This is a genomic window from Acidithiobacillus sp. IBUN Pt1247-S3 (assembly GCF_041146875.1).
Classification (GTDB): domain Bacteria; phylum Pseudomonadota; class Gammaproteobacteria; order Acidithiobacillales; family Acidithiobacillaceae; genus Igneacidithiobacillus.
Genome location: NZ_JBFRXP010000014.1, coordinates 58,273 through 76,598, shown reverse-complemented (window position 1 = coordinate 76,598; position 18,326 = coordinate 58,273). Strand labels below are relative to the sequence as shown.

At 56.1% G+C, this 18,326-nt stretch carries 22 protein-coding genes and 2 tRNA genes; 11 read left to right on the top strand and 13 right to left on the bottom strand.

Annotated elements, in window-relative coordinates; all coding sequences use genetic code 11:
* Window positions 1–431 precede the first annotated feature (431 nt).
* Window positions 432–508, top strand: a tRNA-Met gene (locus AB4090_RS10755).
* A 111-nt stretch (window positions 509–619) separates the two neighbouring features.
* Here AB4090_RS10755 and AB4090_RS10750 read toward each other — a convergent pair.
* Both AB4090_RS10750 and AB4090_RS10745 read right to left on the bottom strand, forming a co-directional pair.
* The gene (locus tag AB4090_RS10750) at window positions 620–1,270 is read right to left on the bottom strand and encodes a LysE family translocator (RefSeq protein ID WP_369573876.1); all 651 of its coding nucleotides are present in this window, start codon (window positions 1,268–1,270) and stop codon (window positions 620–622) included.
* Window positions 1,271–1,392: 122 nt separating this feature from the next.
* Window positions 1,393–1,689, bottom strand: a complete 297-nt coding sequence (locus tag AB4090_RS10745; RefSeq protein ID WP_369573875.1) for a hypothetical protein — start codon at window positions 1,687–1,689, stop codon at window positions 1,393–1,395.
* A 56-nt stretch (window positions 1,690–1,745) separates the two neighbouring features.
* Between AB4090_RS10745 and AB4090_RS10740 the strand changes: the two genes are divergently transcribed.
* A tRNA-Gln gene (locus tag AB4090_RS10740) sits at window positions 1,746–1,819 on the top strand.
* 28 nt (window positions 1,820–1,847) lie between these two features.
* On the opposite strand, the gene fdhD is transcribed toward AB4090_RS10740, so the two are convergent.
* Together fdhD and AB4090_RS10730 are read right to left on the bottom strand one after the other, a co-directional pair.
* Window positions 1,848–2,657, bottom strand: a complete 810-nt coding sequence (gene fdhD, locus AB4090_RS10735) for a formate dehydrogenase accessory sulfurtransferase FdhD (protein ID WP_369573874.1) — start codon at window positions 2,655–2,657, stop codon at window positions 1,848–1,850.
* 13 nt (window positions 2,658–2,670) lie between these two features.
* Window positions 2,671–3,567, bottom strand: a complete 897-nt coding sequence (locus tag AB4090_RS10730; RefSeq protein ID WP_369573873.1) for an NAD(P)-dependent oxidoreductase — start codon at window positions 3,565–3,567, stop codon at window positions 2,671–2,673.
* A gap of 127 nt (window positions 3,568–3,694) precedes the next feature.
* Here AB4090_RS10730 and dapF point away from each other — a divergent pair, with 127 nt between their 5' ends.
* From dapF to hslU, 6 genes are read left to right on the top strand one after another with little or no spacing between them, the layout of a single operon-like run.
* On the top strand, window positions 3,695–4,576 hold the full coding sequence (gene dapF / locus AB4090_RS10725) for a diaminopimelate epimerase (protein ID WP_369573872.1): 882 nt from the start codon (window positions 3,695–3,697) through the stop codon (window positions 4,574–4,576).
* Window positions 4,573–4,749 (top strand): hypothetical protein, encoded by a 177-nt coding sequence (locus AB4090_RS10720; RefSeq protein WP_369573871.1) that lies wholly within the window; start codon window positions 4,573–4,575, stop codon window positions 4,747–4,749. Before dapF ends, AB4090_RS10720 begins: the two co-directional genes overlap by 4 nt.
* A 3-nt stretch (window positions 4,750–4,752) precedes the next feature.
* The gene (locus AB4090_RS10715) at window positions 4,753–5,418 is read left to right on the top strand and encodes a DUF484 family protein (RefSeq protein ID WP_369573870.1); all 666 of its coding nucleotides are present in this window, start codon (window positions 4,753–4,755) and stop codon (window positions 5,416–5,418) included.
* The gene (locus AB4090_RS10710) at window positions 5,411–6,316 is read left to right on the top strand and encodes a tyrosine recombinase XerC (RefSeq protein ID WP_369573869.1); all 906 of its coding nucleotides are present in this window, start codon (window positions 5,411–5,413) and stop codon (window positions 6,314–6,316) included. The genes AB4090_RS10715 and AB4090_RS10710 overlap by 8 nt, the downstream gene beginning before the upstream one ends.
* Window positions 6,309–6,851: an ATP-dependent protease subunit HslV gene (hslV, locus tag AB4090_RS10705; protein WP_369573868.1), complete on the top strand. Its 543-nt coding sequence runs from the start codon at window positions 6,309–6,311 to the stop codon at window positions 6,849–6,851. The genes AB4090_RS10710 and hslV overlap by 8 nt, the downstream gene beginning before the upstream one ends.
* Window positions 6,852–6,853: 2 nt before the next feature.
* Window positions 6,854–8,176, top strand: a complete 1,323-nt coding sequence (gene hslU, locus AB4090_RS10700) for an ATP-dependent protease ATPase subunit HslU (protein ID WP_369573878.1) — start codon at window positions 6,854–6,856, stop codon at window positions 8,174–8,176.
* On the opposite strand, the gene AB4090_RS10695 is transcribed toward hslU, so the two are convergent.
* From AB4090_RS10695 to ftsY, 6 genes are all read right to left on the bottom strand, one after another.
* Window positions 8,173–9,252 carry a mechanosensitive ion channel family protein gene (locus AB4090_RS10695; RefSeq protein WP_369573867.1) on the bottom strand — a complete coding sequence of 360 codons (1,080 nt, stop codon included), beginning with the start codon at window positions 9,250–9,252 and terminating at the stop codon, window positions 8,173–8,175. The genes hslU and AB4090_RS10695 overlap by 4 nt on opposite strands.
* Before the next feature lie 49 nt (window positions 9,253–9,301).
* Window positions 9,302–9,640 carry a DsrE family protein gene (locus AB4090_RS10690; protein WP_369573866.1) on the bottom strand — a complete coding sequence of 113 codons (339 nt, stop codon included), beginning with the start codon at window positions 9,638–9,640 and terminating at the stop codon, window positions 9,302–9,304.
* Entirely contained in the window at window positions 9,640–10,497 is an 858-nt protein-coding gene (gene rpoH / locus AB4090_RS10685; RefSeq protein WP_369573865.1) for an RNA polymerase sigma factor RpoH, read from the bottom strand. The genes AB4090_RS10690 and rpoH overlap by 1 nt, the downstream gene beginning before the upstream one ends.
* 97 nt (window positions 10,498–10,594) lie before the next feature.
* A complete protein-coding gene (ftsX, locus tag AB4090_RS10680) occupies window positions 10,595–11,500 on the bottom strand; it encodes a permease-like cell division protein FtsX (RefSeq protein ID WP_369573864.1) in 906 nt (301 codons plus the stop codon).
* Complete coding sequence (gene ftsE, locus AB4090_RS10675) at window positions 11,497–12,156, bottom strand: cell division ATP-binding protein FtsE (protein WP_369573863.1); 660 nt, start codon at window positions 12,154–12,156, stop codon at window positions 11,497–11,499. The genes ftsX and ftsE overlap by 4 nt, the downstream gene beginning before the upstream one ends.
* The gene (ftsY, locus tag AB4090_RS10670) at window positions 12,153–13,427 is read right to left on the bottom strand and encodes a signal recognition particle-docking protein FtsY (RefSeq protein WP_369573862.1); all 1,275 of its coding nucleotides are present in this window, start codon (window positions 13,425–13,427) and stop codon (window positions 12,153–12,155) included. The genes ftsE and ftsY overlap by 4 nt, the downstream gene beginning before the upstream one ends.
* Window positions 13,428–13,469: 42 nt before the next feature.
* Here ftsY and rsmD point away from each other — a divergent pair, with 42 nt between their 5' ends.
* From rsmD to AB4090_RS10655, 3 genes are read left to right on the top strand one after another with little or no spacing between them, the layout of a single operon-like run.
* Window positions 13,470–14,039 (top strand): 16S rRNA (guanine(966)-N(2))-methyltransferase RsmD, encoded by a 570-nt coding sequence (gene rsmD / locus AB4090_RS10665; RefSeq protein WP_369573861.1) that lies wholly within the window; start codon window positions 13,470–13,472, stop codon window positions 14,037–14,039.
* On the top strand, window positions 14,036–14,533 hold the full coding sequence (gene coaD, locus AB4090_RS10660) for a pantetheine-phosphate adenylyltransferase (protein ID WP_369573860.1): 498 nt from the start codon (window positions 14,036–14,038) through the stop codon (window positions 14,531–14,533). Before rsmD ends, coaD begins: the two co-directional genes overlap by 4 nt.
* Window positions 14,534–14,581: 48 nt before the next feature.
* Entirely contained in the window at window positions 14,582–14,833 is a 252-nt protein-coding gene (locus tag AB4090_RS10655) for a YfhL family 4Fe-4S dicluster ferredoxin (protein ID WP_369573859.1), read from the top strand.
* Window positions 14,834–15,076: 243 nt separating this feature from the next.
* Here the strand turns inward: AB4090_RS10655 and AB4090_RS10650 are convergent, their stop codons facing one another.
* From AB4090_RS10650 to AB4090_RS10640, 3 genes are all read right to left on the bottom strand, one after another.
* On the bottom strand, window positions 15,077–16,417 hold the full coding sequence (locus tag AB4090_RS10650) for an amidase (protein WP_369573858.1): 1,341 nt from the start codon (window positions 16,415–16,417) through the stop codon (window positions 15,077–15,079).
* Between the two features lie 16 nt (window positions 16,418–16,433).
* Window positions 16,434–17,177: an aspartate/glutamate racemase family protein gene (locus AB4090_RS10645; RefSeq protein WP_369573857.1), complete on the bottom strand. Its 744-nt coding sequence runs from the start codon at window positions 17,175–17,177 to the stop codon at window positions 16,434–16,436.
* A gap of 104 nt (window positions 17,178–17,281) precedes the next feature.
* Complete coding sequence (locus AB4090_RS10640) at window positions 17,282–18,325, bottom strand: ABC transporter substrate-binding protein (protein WP_369573856.1); 1,044 nt, start codon at window positions 18,323–18,325, stop codon at window positions 17,282–17,284.
* Between the last annotated feature and the right edge of the window lies 1 nt (window position 18,326).

Here is an 18,326-nt window from a genome sequence, read left to right as displayed (position 1 = left end):
CACCACAGACGTTTTCGAAAATAGGCGCTGAAACCCCTATGAATGCTGGGGTGGCATTACGAATTTGACGATTTTTGCCGTTGAACTGTCGAACTCGGGAGACCCGGCTGATAAAGTCGTCGCGTATCCTCCTCTACGGCACGCCGTGGGAAAAACTTGAATCGCCGTTTTCTTCGAAGATGTGATCAAACCCGGAGGAACCGAGAAAAGTATTCAGGATTACATCACGATGCCTACCCTGCAGTTGATGCTTGGCGCTGGATGTATACCGGGGCGATCTTCCTGGCATTTCCTGTTGGGCCGTTCTTTTGTCCGGGATAGTCCGCGCTGGTTGGCCAGCCGGCGGTGCATTCCTTTCGCCGCCATTGCTGGTCGAGGCTACCTCATGTTGACAGGTATAGCGCGAATCGCTTTAATGTGCAGCCTGCCATGGCGCTTTAGCTCAGTCGGTTAGAGCAGCGGAATCATAATCCGCGTGTCCGGGGTTCGAGTCCCTGAAGCGCCACCAGTTAAAACAAGGACTTGGGAGGATTCTCCTGAGTCCTTTCGATTTTTGGGGACACCCCCCCCCGGCACCTGGAAGGTTTCGTCCGCAACGGCCTGACTGACCCGCCCCCTATCAGCGGTGAAGGAGCTGGAGCAGGGCCAAAATCCACAAGGTGGTCCCGAGCGCCATAAAGAGCAGACCCGTGCCAGCGCGCAGATAGAGGGTGGAACGCGCGCCCCGCAGCCAGCGTGCTAGCCGGGCACCAAATGCCGAGTAGGTGGAATACCAGGAAAACTCAATCACGGTAAAGGTCAGCACCAATTCCCAAAATTGCCCTTGGACCGGTGCCTGACTGCGCATAAATTGGGGGACCAGGGCAACGGTGAAGAGCAGTGCCTTCGGGTTGCTGGCCGACACCCAAAAGCCCGTCAAAAAGCGATTCAGAGGCCGATCTTTGCGCCCGTCGCCGGAAGCGCTGTGTAGGGCGTTATCGCGACATCGCCGTGTCCGCCAGGACTTCCAGCCCAGATAAAACAGGTAGATGGCCCCCAGCACCCGAATACCATCAAAGAGCTTTGGCCACGCCGCAAAGAATAGCCCTAGTCCGCCAACGGAGACACTGATCATCATCAGCAAAGCCGTCAGACAACCCAGCATGGTCGGCGTGGACCGCCGCCAGCCGTAGAGGGCCCCATGGCTCATGACCAGCAGCATGTTGGGCCCAGGCAGCGCCGAGATCACAAAAACCGTGGCCGCATACAAAAGCCACAAATGGAGCGACATGGGGAGATCCTCCGTCCCAAAAAAGGGCGCCTAGGGTGCTTGCGCATTCTGTTGATCGTCGGCACTCCCGAAGAGCGAACTTTCTGGCCGGCGATATTGTATGTCTGGGTGCCCTCGATGGGTCAAATTTGGGTGGCCGTGGTGCCCAGGGGCGTAATTACTATTACCGTGTAAATGGTGTGGCTGTCACGACGACGGCGCAAAGACTCTCCCTTTAGCTCCCGCCGGTGTGCACTTTGCAGGAGACGATCGAGGACGGCAAATGGCGCCATATTGCCGGTCAGTGACGGGGCATATCCCGCGTCGAAATCGGCCAGATCTCGTGGGCATCCAGGGATGGCGTCACCAGTCGGAGTATGGATCTGGCGCTTACGACCGGTGCCACCAACCCAAGTGCCAAAGGTGATAGACGCATACATGACGCATACATGCAATTGACGATTGGTCGATTACTCGCTACCCTACGCAGCGCAATTGGGGGATCGTCTAGCGGTAGGACAGCGGACTCTGACTCCGCTAACCGTGGTTCGAATCCACGTCCCCCAGCCAAATCGATGCTCGGTAGCTCCGGGCTTTTTTATGCTCGCGAATCGGAGCTGCTGTCGCAATATACTGTGCAGCGCCCTTCCCGAACGAAGCCAACGAGTTGCACATGATTCTGTTGTGCGATTTGCAGTGCCATGCTGCTGATACCTGATATTGCCGCCACTAGAGGGATGCGCCAGGATAGCGCCTTGCGCACAATCTCAAAGGGCAGACGCGAGGAAACCGCCAGTACATCTGCCGAACCTGGCAACTCGCCTAGCATCAGGGCGGCACCAATCACCTTGTCGACGGCATTGTGGCGGCCGATGTCTTCGCGCACGAGAATCCTGCCGCTACGAAAACGCAAGGCTGCTGCGTGGGTATTGCCATTCTCGTGGTGAAAGCATTGCTGCGCCACGAGTTCTGCCATGGTCGCGCGAATCCGTTCCAAATCCGGGGGGCTTTGGGGCGGTGATAGCGGGGTAAAAGGCTGTAACCCGCTAAAGTCAGGGCGACCGCAAAGCCCGCAAGCACTGGCTCCGGGGAGCTTCCGTCTCTGTTTTTCTGCCCGCGCTGCTGCCTCTGCCGTCAACTGCAGGAAGATGGCAACGCCTTCGGACGTACTCTCCATCTCCAATGCCAGAACTTCTTCTCGCGCAAACAGAACGGCCTCGGTCCACAAAAATCCCCAAGCGAAATCCTGTAAGTCATGCGGTGTTGCTAACATAACGGCATACGTCACGCCGTTAATCAAAACCGAGACAGGCAACTCCTCGACAAGATTCTCTTCTTGCTCTCGCCAATGCGCGCCATCCCAACAACGGGACTTGCTGACGATTGCTCGCCGCTTCTGATCTTCCACGGTGCCTCGTTCTTCAGCTTTTGCCCGCAGCGGAGTGCAGGCCTGCCACCCGCGCTGCCTCGACGCCCACGGCTGCCCAGTCGACATCATTCTCGCCGCGCGCGGCAAGACCAAGGAAACGTTCCCGCAATGCGCTAGCAAAAGGCATGGGCACCGCCAATTTCTCTGCGGCTTCCCCAACCAGGCGTAGATCTTTCTGCCCAAGCGGCGCGGCAACGCCTGCTGGGCGTACGGCGCGGTCAGCAATGAGCCTGCCATAATTGCGATGAATTGGCGACGTGAAGAGCGAATGGGTAAGAAAATCGAGATAGGCATGGCGGTCCACACCACCTTTCTCGACTAGGGCCATCGCCTCGCCCATGGATTCTATGGTTGCGGCAATGAGGAAGTTACCGCTCAGTTTCACCAGATTGGCGAGCTCTGCCTGCGGTGCGATCCACCAAAGATCTTGACCCATGCGCAGAAAAATCGGGCGTAATTGTTCCACCAGATCTTGTGGGCCAGCAGCGACAAGAAACAGCTTGCCAGCCGCAGCGGCATCCGGTCGCCCGAATACCGGCATGGAAATAAAGTTTTGCCCGGCGGCGGCATGACGCTCGGCAAGCTCCGCAGCAAGAGCGACACTAATGGTACTACAGGACACGTGAGTAGCGCCTTTTGGCAAGTTATCCAACAAAGCCCCTGGCGCAAGCACTACGTCGCGTAGCGCTTGATCGTTGGCCAACATCGTAAAGACGAGATCGCGATCCGCCATCGCCCCAGGGCGAGCGACTGCCTTGGCACCAGCGGCTACCAGCGCTTCTGAAGCTGCCGTGCTGCGGTTATAGACCTTCAACTCGTCTTGCGGATTCAGAAGGCGGCGAGCCATACCAATACCCATATGTCCCAGACCCAAAAATCCAATCTTCATCTTGCCTCCAAATCATTCCTACCAGTTGGTTTAAAACTAGGCCCTCCCGCAACGTTGGTCAAGAAATCCAATTGCACCCTGGTCGGCAGACTCTATGCAGGCTGCGACAACCTGCTACACTGGCACAATGACGCAAAAAGCAGATCAAAAACAAACACTGGCCCAAGCTTGGGCCTTTACCAAAATGCACGGCCTCGGCAACGACTTTGTGGTCCTGGATGGCGTACGCCAGTCCTTCTCTTTGCAGCCGCAGGATTGTCGGCAGATTGCCGACCGGCACTTTGGCGTTGGCTGTGATCAGATCCTTCTGGTGGAACCCGCCGAACATCCCGACTGTGATTTTCGGTATCGCATCTTTAATGCCGATGGCAGCGAGGTGAACCAGTGCGGCAATGGTGCCCGCTGCTTTGCCGTTTTCGTACGGCGCGCGGGTCTCAGCAATAAGGGTCAAATTCGCGTGGAAACCCGGGCCGGACAGATGCTGCTCGCCATTCGTCCGGACGGTTTGGTAGAAGTAGACATGGGGGTGCCCATTCTGGAGCCCGCCGCAATTCCGTTTCGTGCGAGCGCGCCGGCCATCCACTACGAGCTGCCCTTTCGCGGGAAAAGCCTCGATATAGCGGCGGTGAGCATGGGCAATCCACATCTCTTATTGGCGGTGGAAGATTGTGTCAGCGCCCCGGTGGGAGACTGGGGGCCGGAACTGGAATGCCACCCTGCCTTTCCCGAGCGTTGCAATGTCGGTTTTCTCGAAATTCAGGACCGCGCGCACTTGCGCCTGCGTACCTGGGAGCGTGGCGCCGGTGAGACCCTCGCCTGCGGCAGCAATGCCTGTGCTGCAGTGGTGGCAGGACAGCTCTGGGGCCAGTTGGCGGAGGCGGTGCAAGTCACCCTCCCTGGGGGTACACTAGAGATTCACTGGGCGGGGCCGGGGCAAAATCTGCGCATGATTGGCCCCGCTCAGGTGGTCTTCGACGGTACCTGGATTCCCCAAGGAGAAAGCGCATGAGCCAGCAAATTTTGGATGCCATTGCCCACAATCTGCAAACACCGGCAAAAGAGATCTCCTTCCTTGGAAAACTTGCGCCCGAGGAATTAGAAAAACTGGCGACTCTCATTGCCAAACTGGAGATCCACGCAGGGGCAGAGCAGTACGTAGACACGCATTGGGAGGACGACTGAAGGATGCAGGACGAGGCAGCCGCACAGTGCCGCACCTATTTGCAGGCGCACCCAGAATTTTTAGTACACGAACCGGATTTGCTGCAAGAGCTGACGCTACCGCATTTAGGCGTTGGCTCTGCTAGCTCGCTACTCGAACGCCAGGTGCAGCGCCTACGCGACGAGCGCGATCATTTGCAGCGTTGCGTCGACAATCTCCTTGACCAGGCGCGGCGACAATCCGATCTCGGGCGCCACCTGAGCCGCTTGGCGGTCGAGTTGTTGTTGGCAGTGAATCCTGATGCTTGTGTGGCTGCCTTGTACCGCAGTCTTGACGAAGACTTTGCCGTGGAATCCTCTGCCTTGTTGGCTTGTCCCGAATCTGGTTTGCTTGACGCCATTGCCATTGACGAAAGCACTTGGCAACGCCTGGTCGGCGACCGGGAGGCGCAAGCTGGAGTGCAACTCAGTGAGGACGATCTCCGCCAATATTTTCCCGCGGCAGAGCACGCCCCCAGCTCGGTCGCGAGTATCAGCGTGCAGGCTCAGGACTGCCGCGGGGTGATTCTTTTGGCAAGTCAGGATCCTGAGCGCTATAGCGCGGACATGGCGACGGATCTGCTCGAACAAATCTCCCGCCTGTTTTCCGCCGCCCTGCATCGCTGTTCTGCCAGCAGTAGTAATGCCTAGCGACATCGACCTGCAGATCGAGGCATTTTTGCGCAGTGCGCCGGCACGGCTGGCGGCTCATTCCGTCGCAGCCTACCGTGAAGATCTCGCGCTCTGGCAGTCCTTTTTTACAGCAGAAAACATCGATTCTTTCGCTGCCATCCAGGCCCCACAGCTGCGGCTATTTCTGATTCGCGAACGCCAACGCGGCGTATCCGTGCGTAGCCTGCGGCGCCGCTTTGCCGCCTTGCGCGCCTGGTACCGCTGGTTACGACTGCAAAACCCCCGCCTGGAAGACCCCAGTCGTGGTCTACCCATGCCCAAGGGCGAGCAACACTTTCCCGACTGGCTAGGGGTCGATACGGCGCAAGAGCTGCTCGACAAAGGCGCTAAGGCGGGCGACAATCTCTTGCAAGTGCGTGATCAAGCCATCCTCGAATTGCTCTATTCCAGCGCTCTGCGCGTGTCGGAGCTGGTACAATTGCAGCGCAGCGATTTGCATCTGGAGGCGGGCCTCCTGCGCGTTGTGGGCAAAGGCAAGAAGGAGCGCATCGTGCCCGTAGGCAAGGTCGCGCGGCAAGCCATACAGCGCTATTTACAACAGCGCCCGGAAAGCACCGCGAACGCCCTTTTCCTCAATCGTCTGGGGCGCCCGTTGGGAGTGCGCGGCGTGCAGTATCTGGTCGACAAGGCGGGACGCGAGCGCCTGGGGCAGCATCTGCACCCGCACAGCCTGCGCCATAGCGCCGCCAGTCATTTATTACAATCTTCCGGTGATCTGCGCGCCATCCAGGAATTTTTGGGCCATGCACAGATTGATACCACCGCCATCTATACCCATCTGGATTATCAACATCTGGCCCAGGTCTATGACGAGGCGCATCCGCACGCCAAGAACAAGGAGCAGTCGCATGAGTGAAGCAATGACCCTGCACGGTACCACCATCCTCTCGGTGCGCCGCGGAGAGAATGTGGTGATGGCAGGGGACGGACAGGTCACCTTTGGCAACACCGTGATGAAGGGCAACGCGCGCAAGGTACGGCGCATCGAACCCGACGTGCTTACCGGCTTTGCCGGTGCCACCGCCGATGCCTTCACCTTGCTCGAGCGCTTCGAGGCCAAGCTCAAGGCGCACCCAGGGCAACTGGCCAAGGCGGCAGTGGAATTGGCCAAGGAGTGGCGCACCGACCGGGTACTGCGGCGCCTGGAGGCGATGCTCGCGGTGGCCGATCGCAGCCAGAGTTTGATCATCACCGGGCAGGGCGATGTCCTCGAGCCAGAACACGGCATCATTGCCATCGGTTCTGGCGGACCCTACGCCCTTGCTGCTGCCCGCGCCCTGCTCGAAAACAGTAATCTGCCCGCCCGCGCCATTGCCGAGCACGCGCTGGGCATTGCCGGTGATATTTGCATCTACACCAATCAACAGCGTACCGTGGAAGAATTGCCATGAAAATGAGTGAGATGACCCCGCGCGAGATCGTTCAGGAGCTCGACAAATACATCATCGGTCAGGCCGAGGCCAAGCGCGCCGTTGCCGTTGCCTTGCGTAACCGCTGGCGTCGCGCCCAAGTGGAAGGCCCGTTGCGCAAGGAGATTACGCCCAAAAACATCCTCATGATCGGCCCGACCGGGGTCGGCAAGACCGAGATCGCCCGCCGCCTGGCCCAGCTCGCCAGTGCCCCCTTCCTTAAGGTGGAGGCGACCAAGTTCACCGAAGTGGGCTATGTCGGCAAGGATGTGGAATCCATCATTCGCGATCTGGTAGAGATCTCCGTCAATATGTTGCGTGCCGAACGTCAGTCTGCCAATAGCCAACGGGCCGAAGAGCTGGCTGAGGACCGCCTGCTCGACATCCTTGTCCCCGGACCGCGCGACAGCAGTGTGCCACGGCAGGACGAGGGCACACGGCAGAAATTCCGTAAGATGCTGCGCGAGGGGCGCCTGGATCAGCAGGAGATAGAAATCGAGCTGGCGGCACCCAAGGCCAATGTTGAGATCATGACCCCGCCGGGCATGGAAGAGATGAGTGCGCAACTACGCGACTTGTTTAGCAATATGGCGCCACAAAAGACTGCCAAGCGCAAGATTCCCATTGCCGAGGCACGCAAGCTCTTATGTGAGGAAGAGGCCGCCAAGCTAGTCAATGAAGACGAGGTGCGCAGCTTGGCCCTGGAACGCATTCAGGAAGACGGAATCGTCTTTATTGACGAAATTGACAAGGTTACCTCACGCGGTGGCGGGCATAGCAATGCGGAAGTCTCCCGCGAAGGGGTGCAGCGCGACCTCCTGCCGCTGATCGAGGGGGCGAGCGTCAGCACCCGCTACGGGGTGGTCAAGACTGATCATATCCTCTTTATTGCTTCGGGTGCCTTCCACCTCAGCAAGCCCGCCGACCTGATCCCCGAGCTGCAAGGGCGTTTGCCCATCCGCGTCGAGTTGCAGGCCCTGCAGGCCGCCGACCTGGAACGTATTCTGCGCGAACCGGAAAATGCCCTGATTCGTCAGTACAGCGCCCTACTCGCTGCCGATGGTGTTACCCTGGAGTTCGATGATTCTGGTATCCGCCGCATTGCCGAGATCGCCCAGCAGGTGAATGAGCGGGTGGAGAACATCGGCGCCCGTCGCTTGCATACCGTAATGGAACGCCTGCTGGAAGAGATTGCCTTTCAGGCGCCCGACCACGATGGCCAACCCCTGCACATTGATGCGGAATATGTCGACGGCCGCTTGAACGAGCTGGCCGCAGACGAAGATCTATCCCGCTATATTCTTTAAGCCTCGGCGTCTGCTACCAGACGCAGGGGCTCGAAGTGGCTGTTGAGAATGCGTACATCTTGCTGCTGGCGCGCGACGGGGACGCCATTGCTGAGCAAGGCCTCCATCACGCCAGCGCGCAGGTCGGTCTGCACGTTGAAGGCGAGGTTGCAGTCGCTGATATACACGCGCAGGTAGACCACGACGCCGTTGGTGTTTACGTCGAGAATCAGGGCCGAGGGGGGAATGATACTTGGGTCGTCCTGCATGACGTCGGGATGCTGCTGCCCCACCTTCACCATCACCTCTTTTACGTGTTGCAAGTCCGCTTCATGCTCGACCGTGAAGGGCAGCATCAAACGTAATACATTGTTGGAATACATCCAGTTGGTCACCTGCCCAGAGATGATCTCGGAATTCGGTATAAAAACTTCCGTACGATCGAAGGTTAAGATCAGGGTGTAGCGGATACTGATGCGTTTGACGTAACCCTCAGTACTGCCCACCGCAATCCAGTCACCGACTTTGATTGGCCGCTCGAAGATCAAAATAATGCCAGAGACGAAGTTGTTCACCATAGTCTGCAGGCCAAAACCAACGCCCACCGACAGCGCGCTGGCGATCAGCGCAAACTTGCCGAGCGGCACACCGGCCAAGCTCAGACCAATAGCCAGGCTAAGAATAATGGCAACATATTTGCTCAGGGTAACCAGGGAGTAACGCGCCCCACTATCCAGAGAAAACATGCCGAGAAAATGGTCCAGACGCTGGGTGACGAACTCCACCAAGCGCAACAATAGCGCCAAGATAATGATGGCAGCGACGATGTGCGCCGGGTTGATCTTCACCCCACTAATCGTGAAGCCATCCAAAAAGTAGTGCCCAGCAAGTCGCAAACCCGCCTTGGGCATGCCCCACTCGATCGCCAGCGCCAAAACTATGCTCAGCAAAATGCCGAGCTGCGCAAGCACCCGCAGCAGGTAAAAAGGTAACGATCCCTTGTGCGGGTAATGACGAAAATAACTGCGCTGCAGCCACCACAACAGGCCAGCAACAACAATAATGACAGCGCTTATCCACAAATGATGGACTAGCAAAGGAACCCTCCCATGACTCTGCCTAAGAAAAGGGAGAAGGGAGCAGAAACTAGGGCTTGATGTAGGCGAAACCCTGCTGCTGTGCCTCGGCTAAGGCGAGGACTCCAGCAGGTGCCAAATGGCTCCCCTCCGGGCGGTCTGCGGCATCGAGCTCGTAGGCCACCAAACTATTCTGACAAAAGAAAAACTCTACCCCTTGGGCGATCAAGGCCGCAGTTTCGCGCCGCCAGAGGCCGTTGGCCCACAGGGGGATGGGTGCCGCTCCGTTAGCGATTACGCGCAATTTCGTCGCTGGGTCGGCACGCAAGGCGTTGCGCAAATTACCCAAAAGCAAAGGCCAACGCCCTGCCTCATCGATGTGAAAAACCAGCGCAGTGACTGATGGCATCAAGCCGCAACATTTTCGAGAAGACGTTGCCGCAGTTTGTTCATGCTGCTCTTTTCCAGTTGCCGCACGCGCTCGGCGGAGACCCCAAGCTCATCACCCAGAGACTGCAAGGTTTTGGGCTCGTCACTCAACCAGCGGTTTTCGATGATGTAGCGATCGCGCGCCGGGAGGGCCGCAAGCGCACTACGCAAACCCCGTTCGCGTGAACGATCCCAGTCGCTATCGATGACCTGATCGACGGAAGAATCGGCCGGATCCGCAAGCTCAAAGCTACGGGCGTGGCCCTCTTCATCTTCACTCGATTGGTCGAGGGAATAATCGTAGCCCGCCATGCGACCTTCCATCTCCAGCACTTCGTGTTGGGTTACCCCCAACTCCTCGGCGATGGCCGCGCTTTCCGCCTGGTTCATCCAGCCCGTATCCGTGCGGCTGGAGCGCAGGTTGAAGAATAGTTTTCGCTGCGCCTTGGTGGTGGCAACCTTAACGATGCGCCAGTTGCGCAGGATGAATTCGTGCATTTCGGCTTTGATCCAGTGCACGGCAAAGGACACCAAGCGCACCCCGTGATCGGGATCGTAGCGTTTGACCGCCTTCATTAAACCAATGTTGCCTTCCTGGATCAGGTCCGCTTCCTGCAAGCCATAGCCGCGGTAGGCGCGCGCGACACGCACGACAAAACGCAGGTGACTCAGCACCAGTGCCTTGGCTGCCTCCATGTCGTCCTGTTCGCGCAGACGCTGGGCGTAATCCCGCTCTTCCTCGGCGCTCAGGAGCGACTGCGCATTGACGAAGCGCAGATATGCCGCCATTCCGTCAACACTCGCCAAATCCCTGTTCATGACCGCCAATTCGTTCATTGCCTGTCTCCCGTTTCCGTCCTCAGTATAGACCAGCGCCAGGGGCAAAGGTTTACTCGAACAATCTTCTTTCATATTGGGACGAGCTTTGCAGATTTCAAGAGACGGTATTGTCGAGGTGTCTGCCAACCGCCACCAGCGAGCCTAACCAGCCCAGTGCAGCACTGATGAAGACCAAGAGAAGCCCCTCGCCTGGGGTCAAGGCGTGTAAGGGGAAGTTCGTACCGTAGAGACTGGCCAAGTGGCTGACCGGCGCCTGTAACACAGCAAAGGCAATGGCCACAATCAACCAGGCGAGGAAACCAGCGAGGATACCCTGAATCAAGCCCTGGTACAGAAAGGGGCGGCGAATGAAGCCTTTCGTTGCGCCAACCAGCGAGCTGATCTCAATTTCATCACGACGCTGCTCGATATGCAGACGGATGGTGTTACCCATCACCAAGACCGCGCCCAGTGCCAACAAAATGGCCAAAATGTAAACCGCACGGGTGCCGAGGGCGACGATCGCCTGTAGCCGCGCGACCCATTTCAAGTCTGATTGGGCACTGCGCACAATGGGCTCGTGACTCCATTGCTGTACCTGTGCCTCCAGAGTGCCAGGGCTTTGGGCCAGGGGATTTAGCTCAACAATCAGGGAGGCCGGCAACGGATTGGCGCCCAGGGTATGGATGGCGGCGGTCATTCCTGCATAGTGCTGAAAGTCGGTTAGGGCCTGGTCTTTGTCGATGAAGCGTACAGCCACCACGCCAGGGCTTTGCCGTAACTGGCTGCGGAGTTGCGCAATGGCTTGCGGGCTCGCGTCATCATGCAGATACAGAGAAATTTGCGCCTGGTTGTGCCAACTGGCGAGGAGCTGTTGCAGGTTGCTCAACGCCGTAAACAAACCGACCGGCAAAGCAAACACTACTGCTAGGGCGATGATGGTGAGCGCAGTGGCGATGGGCTGACGCAGGAGGGTATCACGGGCATTGCCGAGGGCCTGCAAGCGGACGTGGAAGCTCATGTTTTCTCCTGCAATTGTCCATGGGCAAGGTGCAGGGTACGCAATCCCATGCGTTCGACCTGACCTTGGTCGTGGGTAGCCACCAGCACCGTAGTGCCGTGCCGGTAAAAATCGCGAAACATATCTAAAATTTCGTTACTCAATTCGGGATCGAGGTTGCCGGTTGGCTCATCAGCAAGGAGGATCTCGGGCGTGTGCACGATGGCCCGGGCGATCCCCACCCGCTGCTGTTCTCCTCCAGAGAGGGTTTCCGGAAATTCGCGCCAGTGTTCTCCCAAGCCGACCTTATCTAACGCGGCACGCACCCGATGGTCGAGCTGCCGCGCCGACATGCCGGCAACCTGTAGGGTAAGGGCGACATTGGCGTAGACCGTGCGGTCCATGAGCAATTTGTGGTCCTGAAAGACGACCCCAACTCGCCGCCGGTAGGCTGGGATATGGCGGCGGCGCAGGGTGGCTAGATCTACCCCGGCGACGCGCAAGGTACCGTGGCTAACCGCCTCCAAGCGTGTGAGCAGTTTCAGCAAGGTGCTCTTGCCCGCGCCAGAGGGGCCGGTAAGCAGGATCATCTCGCCTTTTCCGAGCTGCAGATTGAGCTCGCGCAAAACGTGGCGACGCCCCGGGTAGTGCTTGGTAACATTGATAAACTCAATCATGCGGGCTCCCGCGCAAACAAGGCATCGACAAAGGCCTCGGCATCGAAAGGTCGGAGGTCTTCCACCCCTTCGCCAACACCAATGAACCGGATAGGAATGGGCAGCGCCTGGGCGATGGCGGCAACGACGCCGCCCTTGGCGGTGCCGTCCAATTTGGTGATACAGATACCAGTCAGGCCGACCGCAGCGTGAAATTGCTGGGCCTGCTGCAGCGCATTTTGTCCGGTGCCGGCATCCAGCACCAGCCAGATCTGTTGGGGTGCGGTGGCGTCTTGTTTGCCCAAGACGCGCTTCACCTTTTTCAGCTCTTCCATGAGGTGGCCTTGGGTGTGTAGTCGCCCGGCGGTATCGGCAATTAGGAGATCGGCACCGCGCGAACGTGCCGCAGCAAAGGCATCAAAGATCACCGAGGCGCTATCGGCACCACTGCCCTGGGCAATCACTGGCACCTGCACCCGCTCGCCCCAGCCTTGCAACTGTTCGACCGCCGCCGCGCGGAAGGTATCACCAGCCCCGAGCAAAACCTGAAAACCAGTAGCCTTCCAGCGTGCCGCCAATTTGCCAATGGTAGTGGTCTTGCCAGCCCCATTGATGCCCACCATCATCAACACTTGGGTTTCCCCTTTTCTCGGCGCCCAAGCCTCACAACGTGGCTGTAGTAGGTCAAGGAGGGACTGGCGGATGGCCTGCTGTAACGCCGCCGGGTCGGTTAGCTCTTTGCGCCGTACCTTTTGGGTGACGGCATCCATGATGCTGCGGGTAGCCGGCACACCAACATCCGACTGCAAGAGGATGGCCTCCAGCTCCTCCAACAACTCGTCATCGATTTCTTTTTTACCCAGGACGAGGCGTGCAACGCCTTCGCTGAGTTGCGCACGCGAACGGCTGAGCCCCGATGTAAGACGGGCAAAGAAGCTTTTTTTGGGGGCTTCCTCCGCGGACGCCAAGTCAGCAGAGTCGGATTCCGCCAGCTCCTCCACTTGGTCGGGGGCTGAGAGCGGAGTGGGGTTTTCCACTTCTTCCATGATCTCAGGGATGGATGGGTTCGCTTGCGTGCCTGGCGGGGCAGCGGCATCTTCCGTGCCTGCTGGCTCATCTCTGCTGTCCTGCGTAGAGTCTGCGAGAGGCATTTCCCCTACAGATTCTTCCTGGCTCAGTTCTTCCGTTTGGGTTGCGGGGGGCGTTTCCTCTTCGGGAGCGCTTTTGTTACGCTTGAACCAAGCAAAAACCATGATCTTTGGGTCAACCTCACTGTCTCTGTTGGCCCGCATTATCTCGCGAAGGGCGAGATCTAACAATCTCTTGGGGATTTGATGACGGTTGCCATCATTGCCGGAAAATTCCGCGGCAAGAAATTACAGACAGCAAGTGGCGCGGGTATGCGTCCAACACCTGGGGTGGTGCGCGAGCGTCTGTTCAACTGGCTGGCGACGGAAATTGCCGGTGCCGTAGTGCTCGACCTCTTCGCCGGTAGTGGCGCCCTGGGCTTGGAGGCCTGGTCGCGCGGCGCGGCGCGCGTGGACTTTGTCGAGAACTCGCCGGCACACCAGCGCATCCTGGCGCAAAACCTTGCCCATTGTGGTCTGGAAGCCCAGAAGAATCTGCTCGCTCAGGATGCCTTAGTGGCCCTACCCAGGCTTGTGCATGGCTATGATATCGTCTTTGCCGATCCCCCTTTTGCAAATGGCTGGCCAGAGCGTTTGCGCCCACTCTTGTTGGGCGAAAATAGTGCGTTGCGCCTGGGTGGATGGCTATATCTGGAGGCATGTGCCGCGGAGCTTTGGCAGCAAAGTGACCTGCCGCCAGCCTGGCAGTTGTATCGCGAGGGTCGTTGTGGCGATAGTCACTATCTCCTGTTACATCAGCAGAGGAGTGCAGTATGAGTCAGGTCACTAGCCCGCGTCGCATCGTCTACCCTGGCACCTTCGATCCCATCACTTTGGGGCATGAGGACCTAGTGCGCCGAGCCGTAGGGCTTTTCGACGAGGTCGTTGTAGCGGTGGCGGCCGAAACTCCCAAGCAGACCATCTTTCCCCTCGCCGAGCGGGTGGCACTGGCCGAGGCGTGTCTGGCAGGGATTGCGGGGGTGCGAGTGCGCCCCTTTGAGGGCCTTCTCCTGCATCTTCTGCAAGCCGAAGGGGTGCGGGTCATTCTGCGTGGCCTGCGTGCAGTTTCGGATTTTGAGCACGAATTTCAGTTGGCCTCGATCCAGCGGCGCATGGATCTGCAAGTCGAGACACTATTTTTGATGACCTCAGATGCCCATACCTTCTTGTCATCGAGTCTAGTGCGTGAAATCAGTCGCCTAGGCGGGGACGTGGGCGCCTTTGTCCAGCCCGTTGTCGCTGATGCCCTTCGCCAGCGTTTTGCCCCCTAACGCCAGAAAAGAGTAGAATCAGTCCAACTTCGTTATTGGATCGCCCTCATGTCTTTGCATATTCTCGACAATTGCATCAATTGTGATGTCTGCGAACCGGAATGCCCCAATGGTGCCATCCATATGGGGCCGCAAATCTACGTCATAGAGGCTGGTCTCTGTACCCAGTGCGTCGGCCATTACGACACCCCACAATGCCAGGAGGTCTGTCCGGTGGACTGCATTGAACTCGACCCCGCCAACCCGGAATCCCCTGACTCCTTGCAAGAAAAATTTCTGCTCCTGACCGGACAGATTTGATTTCCTCTGGTGGGAAGAGAATGGTATTGACAACCACTCTCATTCTCATGCAATCTGATCAGGAGATGCTGAGAGGATCGCAAAGATGTACGTCTGTGTGTGCAATGGGATTACCGATTCGCAGTCCGAGCTTCCACAGCGCCTGCTCAATGTGTGTATTGACCATACACCCGTCCGATTGACGGCTAAGAATGGCTGAGAGGAATGTACTTGTATTATAAAACTAGGGCCGCAGCGCTTCACTCAGATAATCTCCGAAATGTGCTCAGCGAAATCTAACAACTCCCAATCCCTATACTTGCGAGCAATTACCTGGATGCCCACGGACAACATCTTATCAGATCTCTTGAGGGGGATATTAATCGCGGGACAGCCAGCGTAGTTGAATAATGGCGTGAAAGCCGCGTGGTCCCTGAGAGAAGCTAGTTCCCCCCCAATGTAACGGGGGGAAAGATCCGCATGCTCCCAGGCCGTAACGGGATTGCTAAGGGTAAACAAAAAATCATACTGATCAAACACCCTGTCAACCATAGCAGATAAAGCTTGAAACTTGAGAAGGGACAAAAAGATTTGCTCTGGCGTCACTGACTTACCCAACTCAATCTGCTCTTGTAGGTTGGGATGAAGAATTTCAGAATGCTGAGAATAAAATGCAGCGAGAGCCGCATTTTGAAGTGATAGCAATTCATATGGCTCGACTTTACGCCCTAACAGGTTATCATTCTCTACAATGTCTAGTCCATGACCACGAAGTAAATCGACAGCAGCTGACACGTTCTTCGAGACGTGTTGGTCAACTTTGAAACCGCCAAGCGTTGGTATATACACCGCCCTAACACACCCTGGATTGAACTTCTTCCGAATGTCGGCAGAGAGAATGGGCACGCTCAGTGGATCGTCGCAACAGACAGACACTGAATGTTCGAAAAGCCTCTTGACAAGATGAACTTCCCTAGTGATGAAGCCGATTGTGTTTAACAGAAAATTGGGATCTTTGAACCCTCTAGGATTCGGAATTGCTCCCAAGGTAGGTTTGAAACCAACCACGCCACATAAACCCGCTGGCCGCCGAATCGACCCGCCCGCATCCGTTGCAACCGCGAAGTCGCCGATGTTACGAGCGACTGCAGTAACAGCGCCGCCAGAGGAACCGCCCGGAGTTTTGCTGAGATCCGCCGGATGGGCGGTAATGCCATGCAACGGGGTGTTCGTCACACCCATACATGCAAGCTCAGAGCACGCAGTTATACCTATGGGTATAGCGCCGCTCTGGATCAGGCGGTCAACAATCCATGAAGACTCTTCGGCTATAAAATCTTTATATAGAATAGAGCCGAATGTTGACTTCCAACCTTTAATCCATAAATTATCTTTAACAGTAAAGGTAAGCCCATCAAGCGGCCTTATCTCTCCTCTAGCATTTCTACTATCGGCTTCGCGCGCCAGCTCTAGAGAGACACTCTGATCAACATAAATAACTGAATTAAACCTCGCATCGCGCTTGATCCTCTCTAACTCATAGATGACTTTTTCAACCATTGTCCCACAACATGATTGTCCATTTTCCTGCGATAACGACTGCATAACACGCCTCCAATGGCTACCATTTGGCCGCGTTTATGAAATTTGCGACTGCAGGCAACAGCCCAGACACATTTTTAACACCCTGTACGACCTTTTTATTGGGTTCCACTTTATTGCGAGATGAATAAAGTGCATTGCAAAACAACAACGACGATTCAACGCCATCAAATACTGGATTGGGTATCTGGCCTGCGATCATGTTCGCGATCCCGGCCCAGGGCGCACCCGCGAGAACGACAGCATTTTGCCTGGGAACATTACTCAATATTATATCCACTGCGGCCCGTGCCAACTTAATCCGATCTCTATTTACTGCGATCTCCATATCAACCTCGGCGGACAGGTATTGAGAAACCAACGAGTTATAACCTAGCGAAGAAATAACATCGGAATACCACTCGCGAAAAGCCGAGGTTAATGAAATAAGGCTCACACGATCACGTAGCATTTTCGCGTGTGCCAGAGAGCTACCGGTAAGACCAATGATTGGAATTTCAAGATATCTCCTGATTTGTTGAACACCAGGGTCGCCAAACGCTCCTACAATTATGCAATCAAATCTCTCGTGATTATCAGCGATGTATTGCAACATATAATTAGTCGCAACTATAGACTCCAGTGGAGTGCTAATGTATTCTACTCCACCCGTCACGTTGGCGACTTTTAGGCACCTGGAATCCGTTACGTAGCAGCGTGCCTCGTCGTGCAGGATCTGACTGATGCGAAGAGACGTATTCGGATTAAGAATCAATGTATTCAATATCAAATCTCCTAGGAAAAACTGTTATAGGCAGAGACCAGAAAGATTGTCTCTGCGTATTTATCACCAAAATGGGTGCGAACGTTAACGTTAAATGCGGCACTTCAGCTTTGTTGCCCTAACGTGGCAGCTGACGATTTCGTAGCGAACATAAGAGGCCCATAGTTAACATAGTGTTTCATTTCACTCGCATCCATCTTTCGTGAAATCAAGCCTTGCTGAAACATATTGACTCCTATCACGCCAATTTTTCCTAATGGCATCTTGTAGTCAGGGACAAGAGTTGCCATCGCGTGTTTGACGACCGCAGAGCTGAAGTCTGTATACTTTTCAATTTTCAACTCCCACGCGCGTCTCCCGCTTGGAGTTTTGATATACTCTACCAAATGAACCATAGCGGAGCCAATATGATCTACTAACGCCGGGTGCGCCTTATAAAATGTCCTAGTGACGATAACTACGTTAGTCAGGTTTCCAGCTGGTTGATTCTCAAGATAGGAAAAATGGTCCGCGATATGAGACATTGTTATTTGCGCCGCAACAGGTTGAACCGGAACCGCAGCGTCTACTTCATAGCTCTGGAGTGCACCTGCCATACCTTGAAATGGAACGTTAATAAATTTAACATCTTCAAGAGGAATCCCGTGTTTGACTAGGGCTAGACGGATGTCGACATTTTGAACCGTACCGTATTGTGATGCTATCGAAAAAGTTTTCCCTCCGGTAACGAGTTTCTGAATTGCCTGTCGTAACCTATTCCAATCGTTGGGTGTAATCTTTATTCGCGAGTTGAGTACAAAGTCTGATCCTCCGTTCACCTCGCCGCTTATCGCTACAATTGGTACATCTTTCGAGGCCAGCGACACCAAGCTTGGATAATCAACTTGTGCGATTTGAATACGGCCAGTTATCAATGACGAAACGAGGGGGCTAAGAGCACTAAAGGGATGAAAACTAACTTTATGCCCATCAATTATCGGCCCTAAAAGCGCCATAGCGAGACAATGTGCACACTCCGGAGCGCCAACGTTCAAATCCCCGTGCCACTTGGCGTAAGCCACCGACGCGTCTGCCAGTCCAAATGCCGCCGAGAAAGAGAAGATGCTGAAAATAGAGAATATTAGCCATTTTACAATACATCTCTTCATG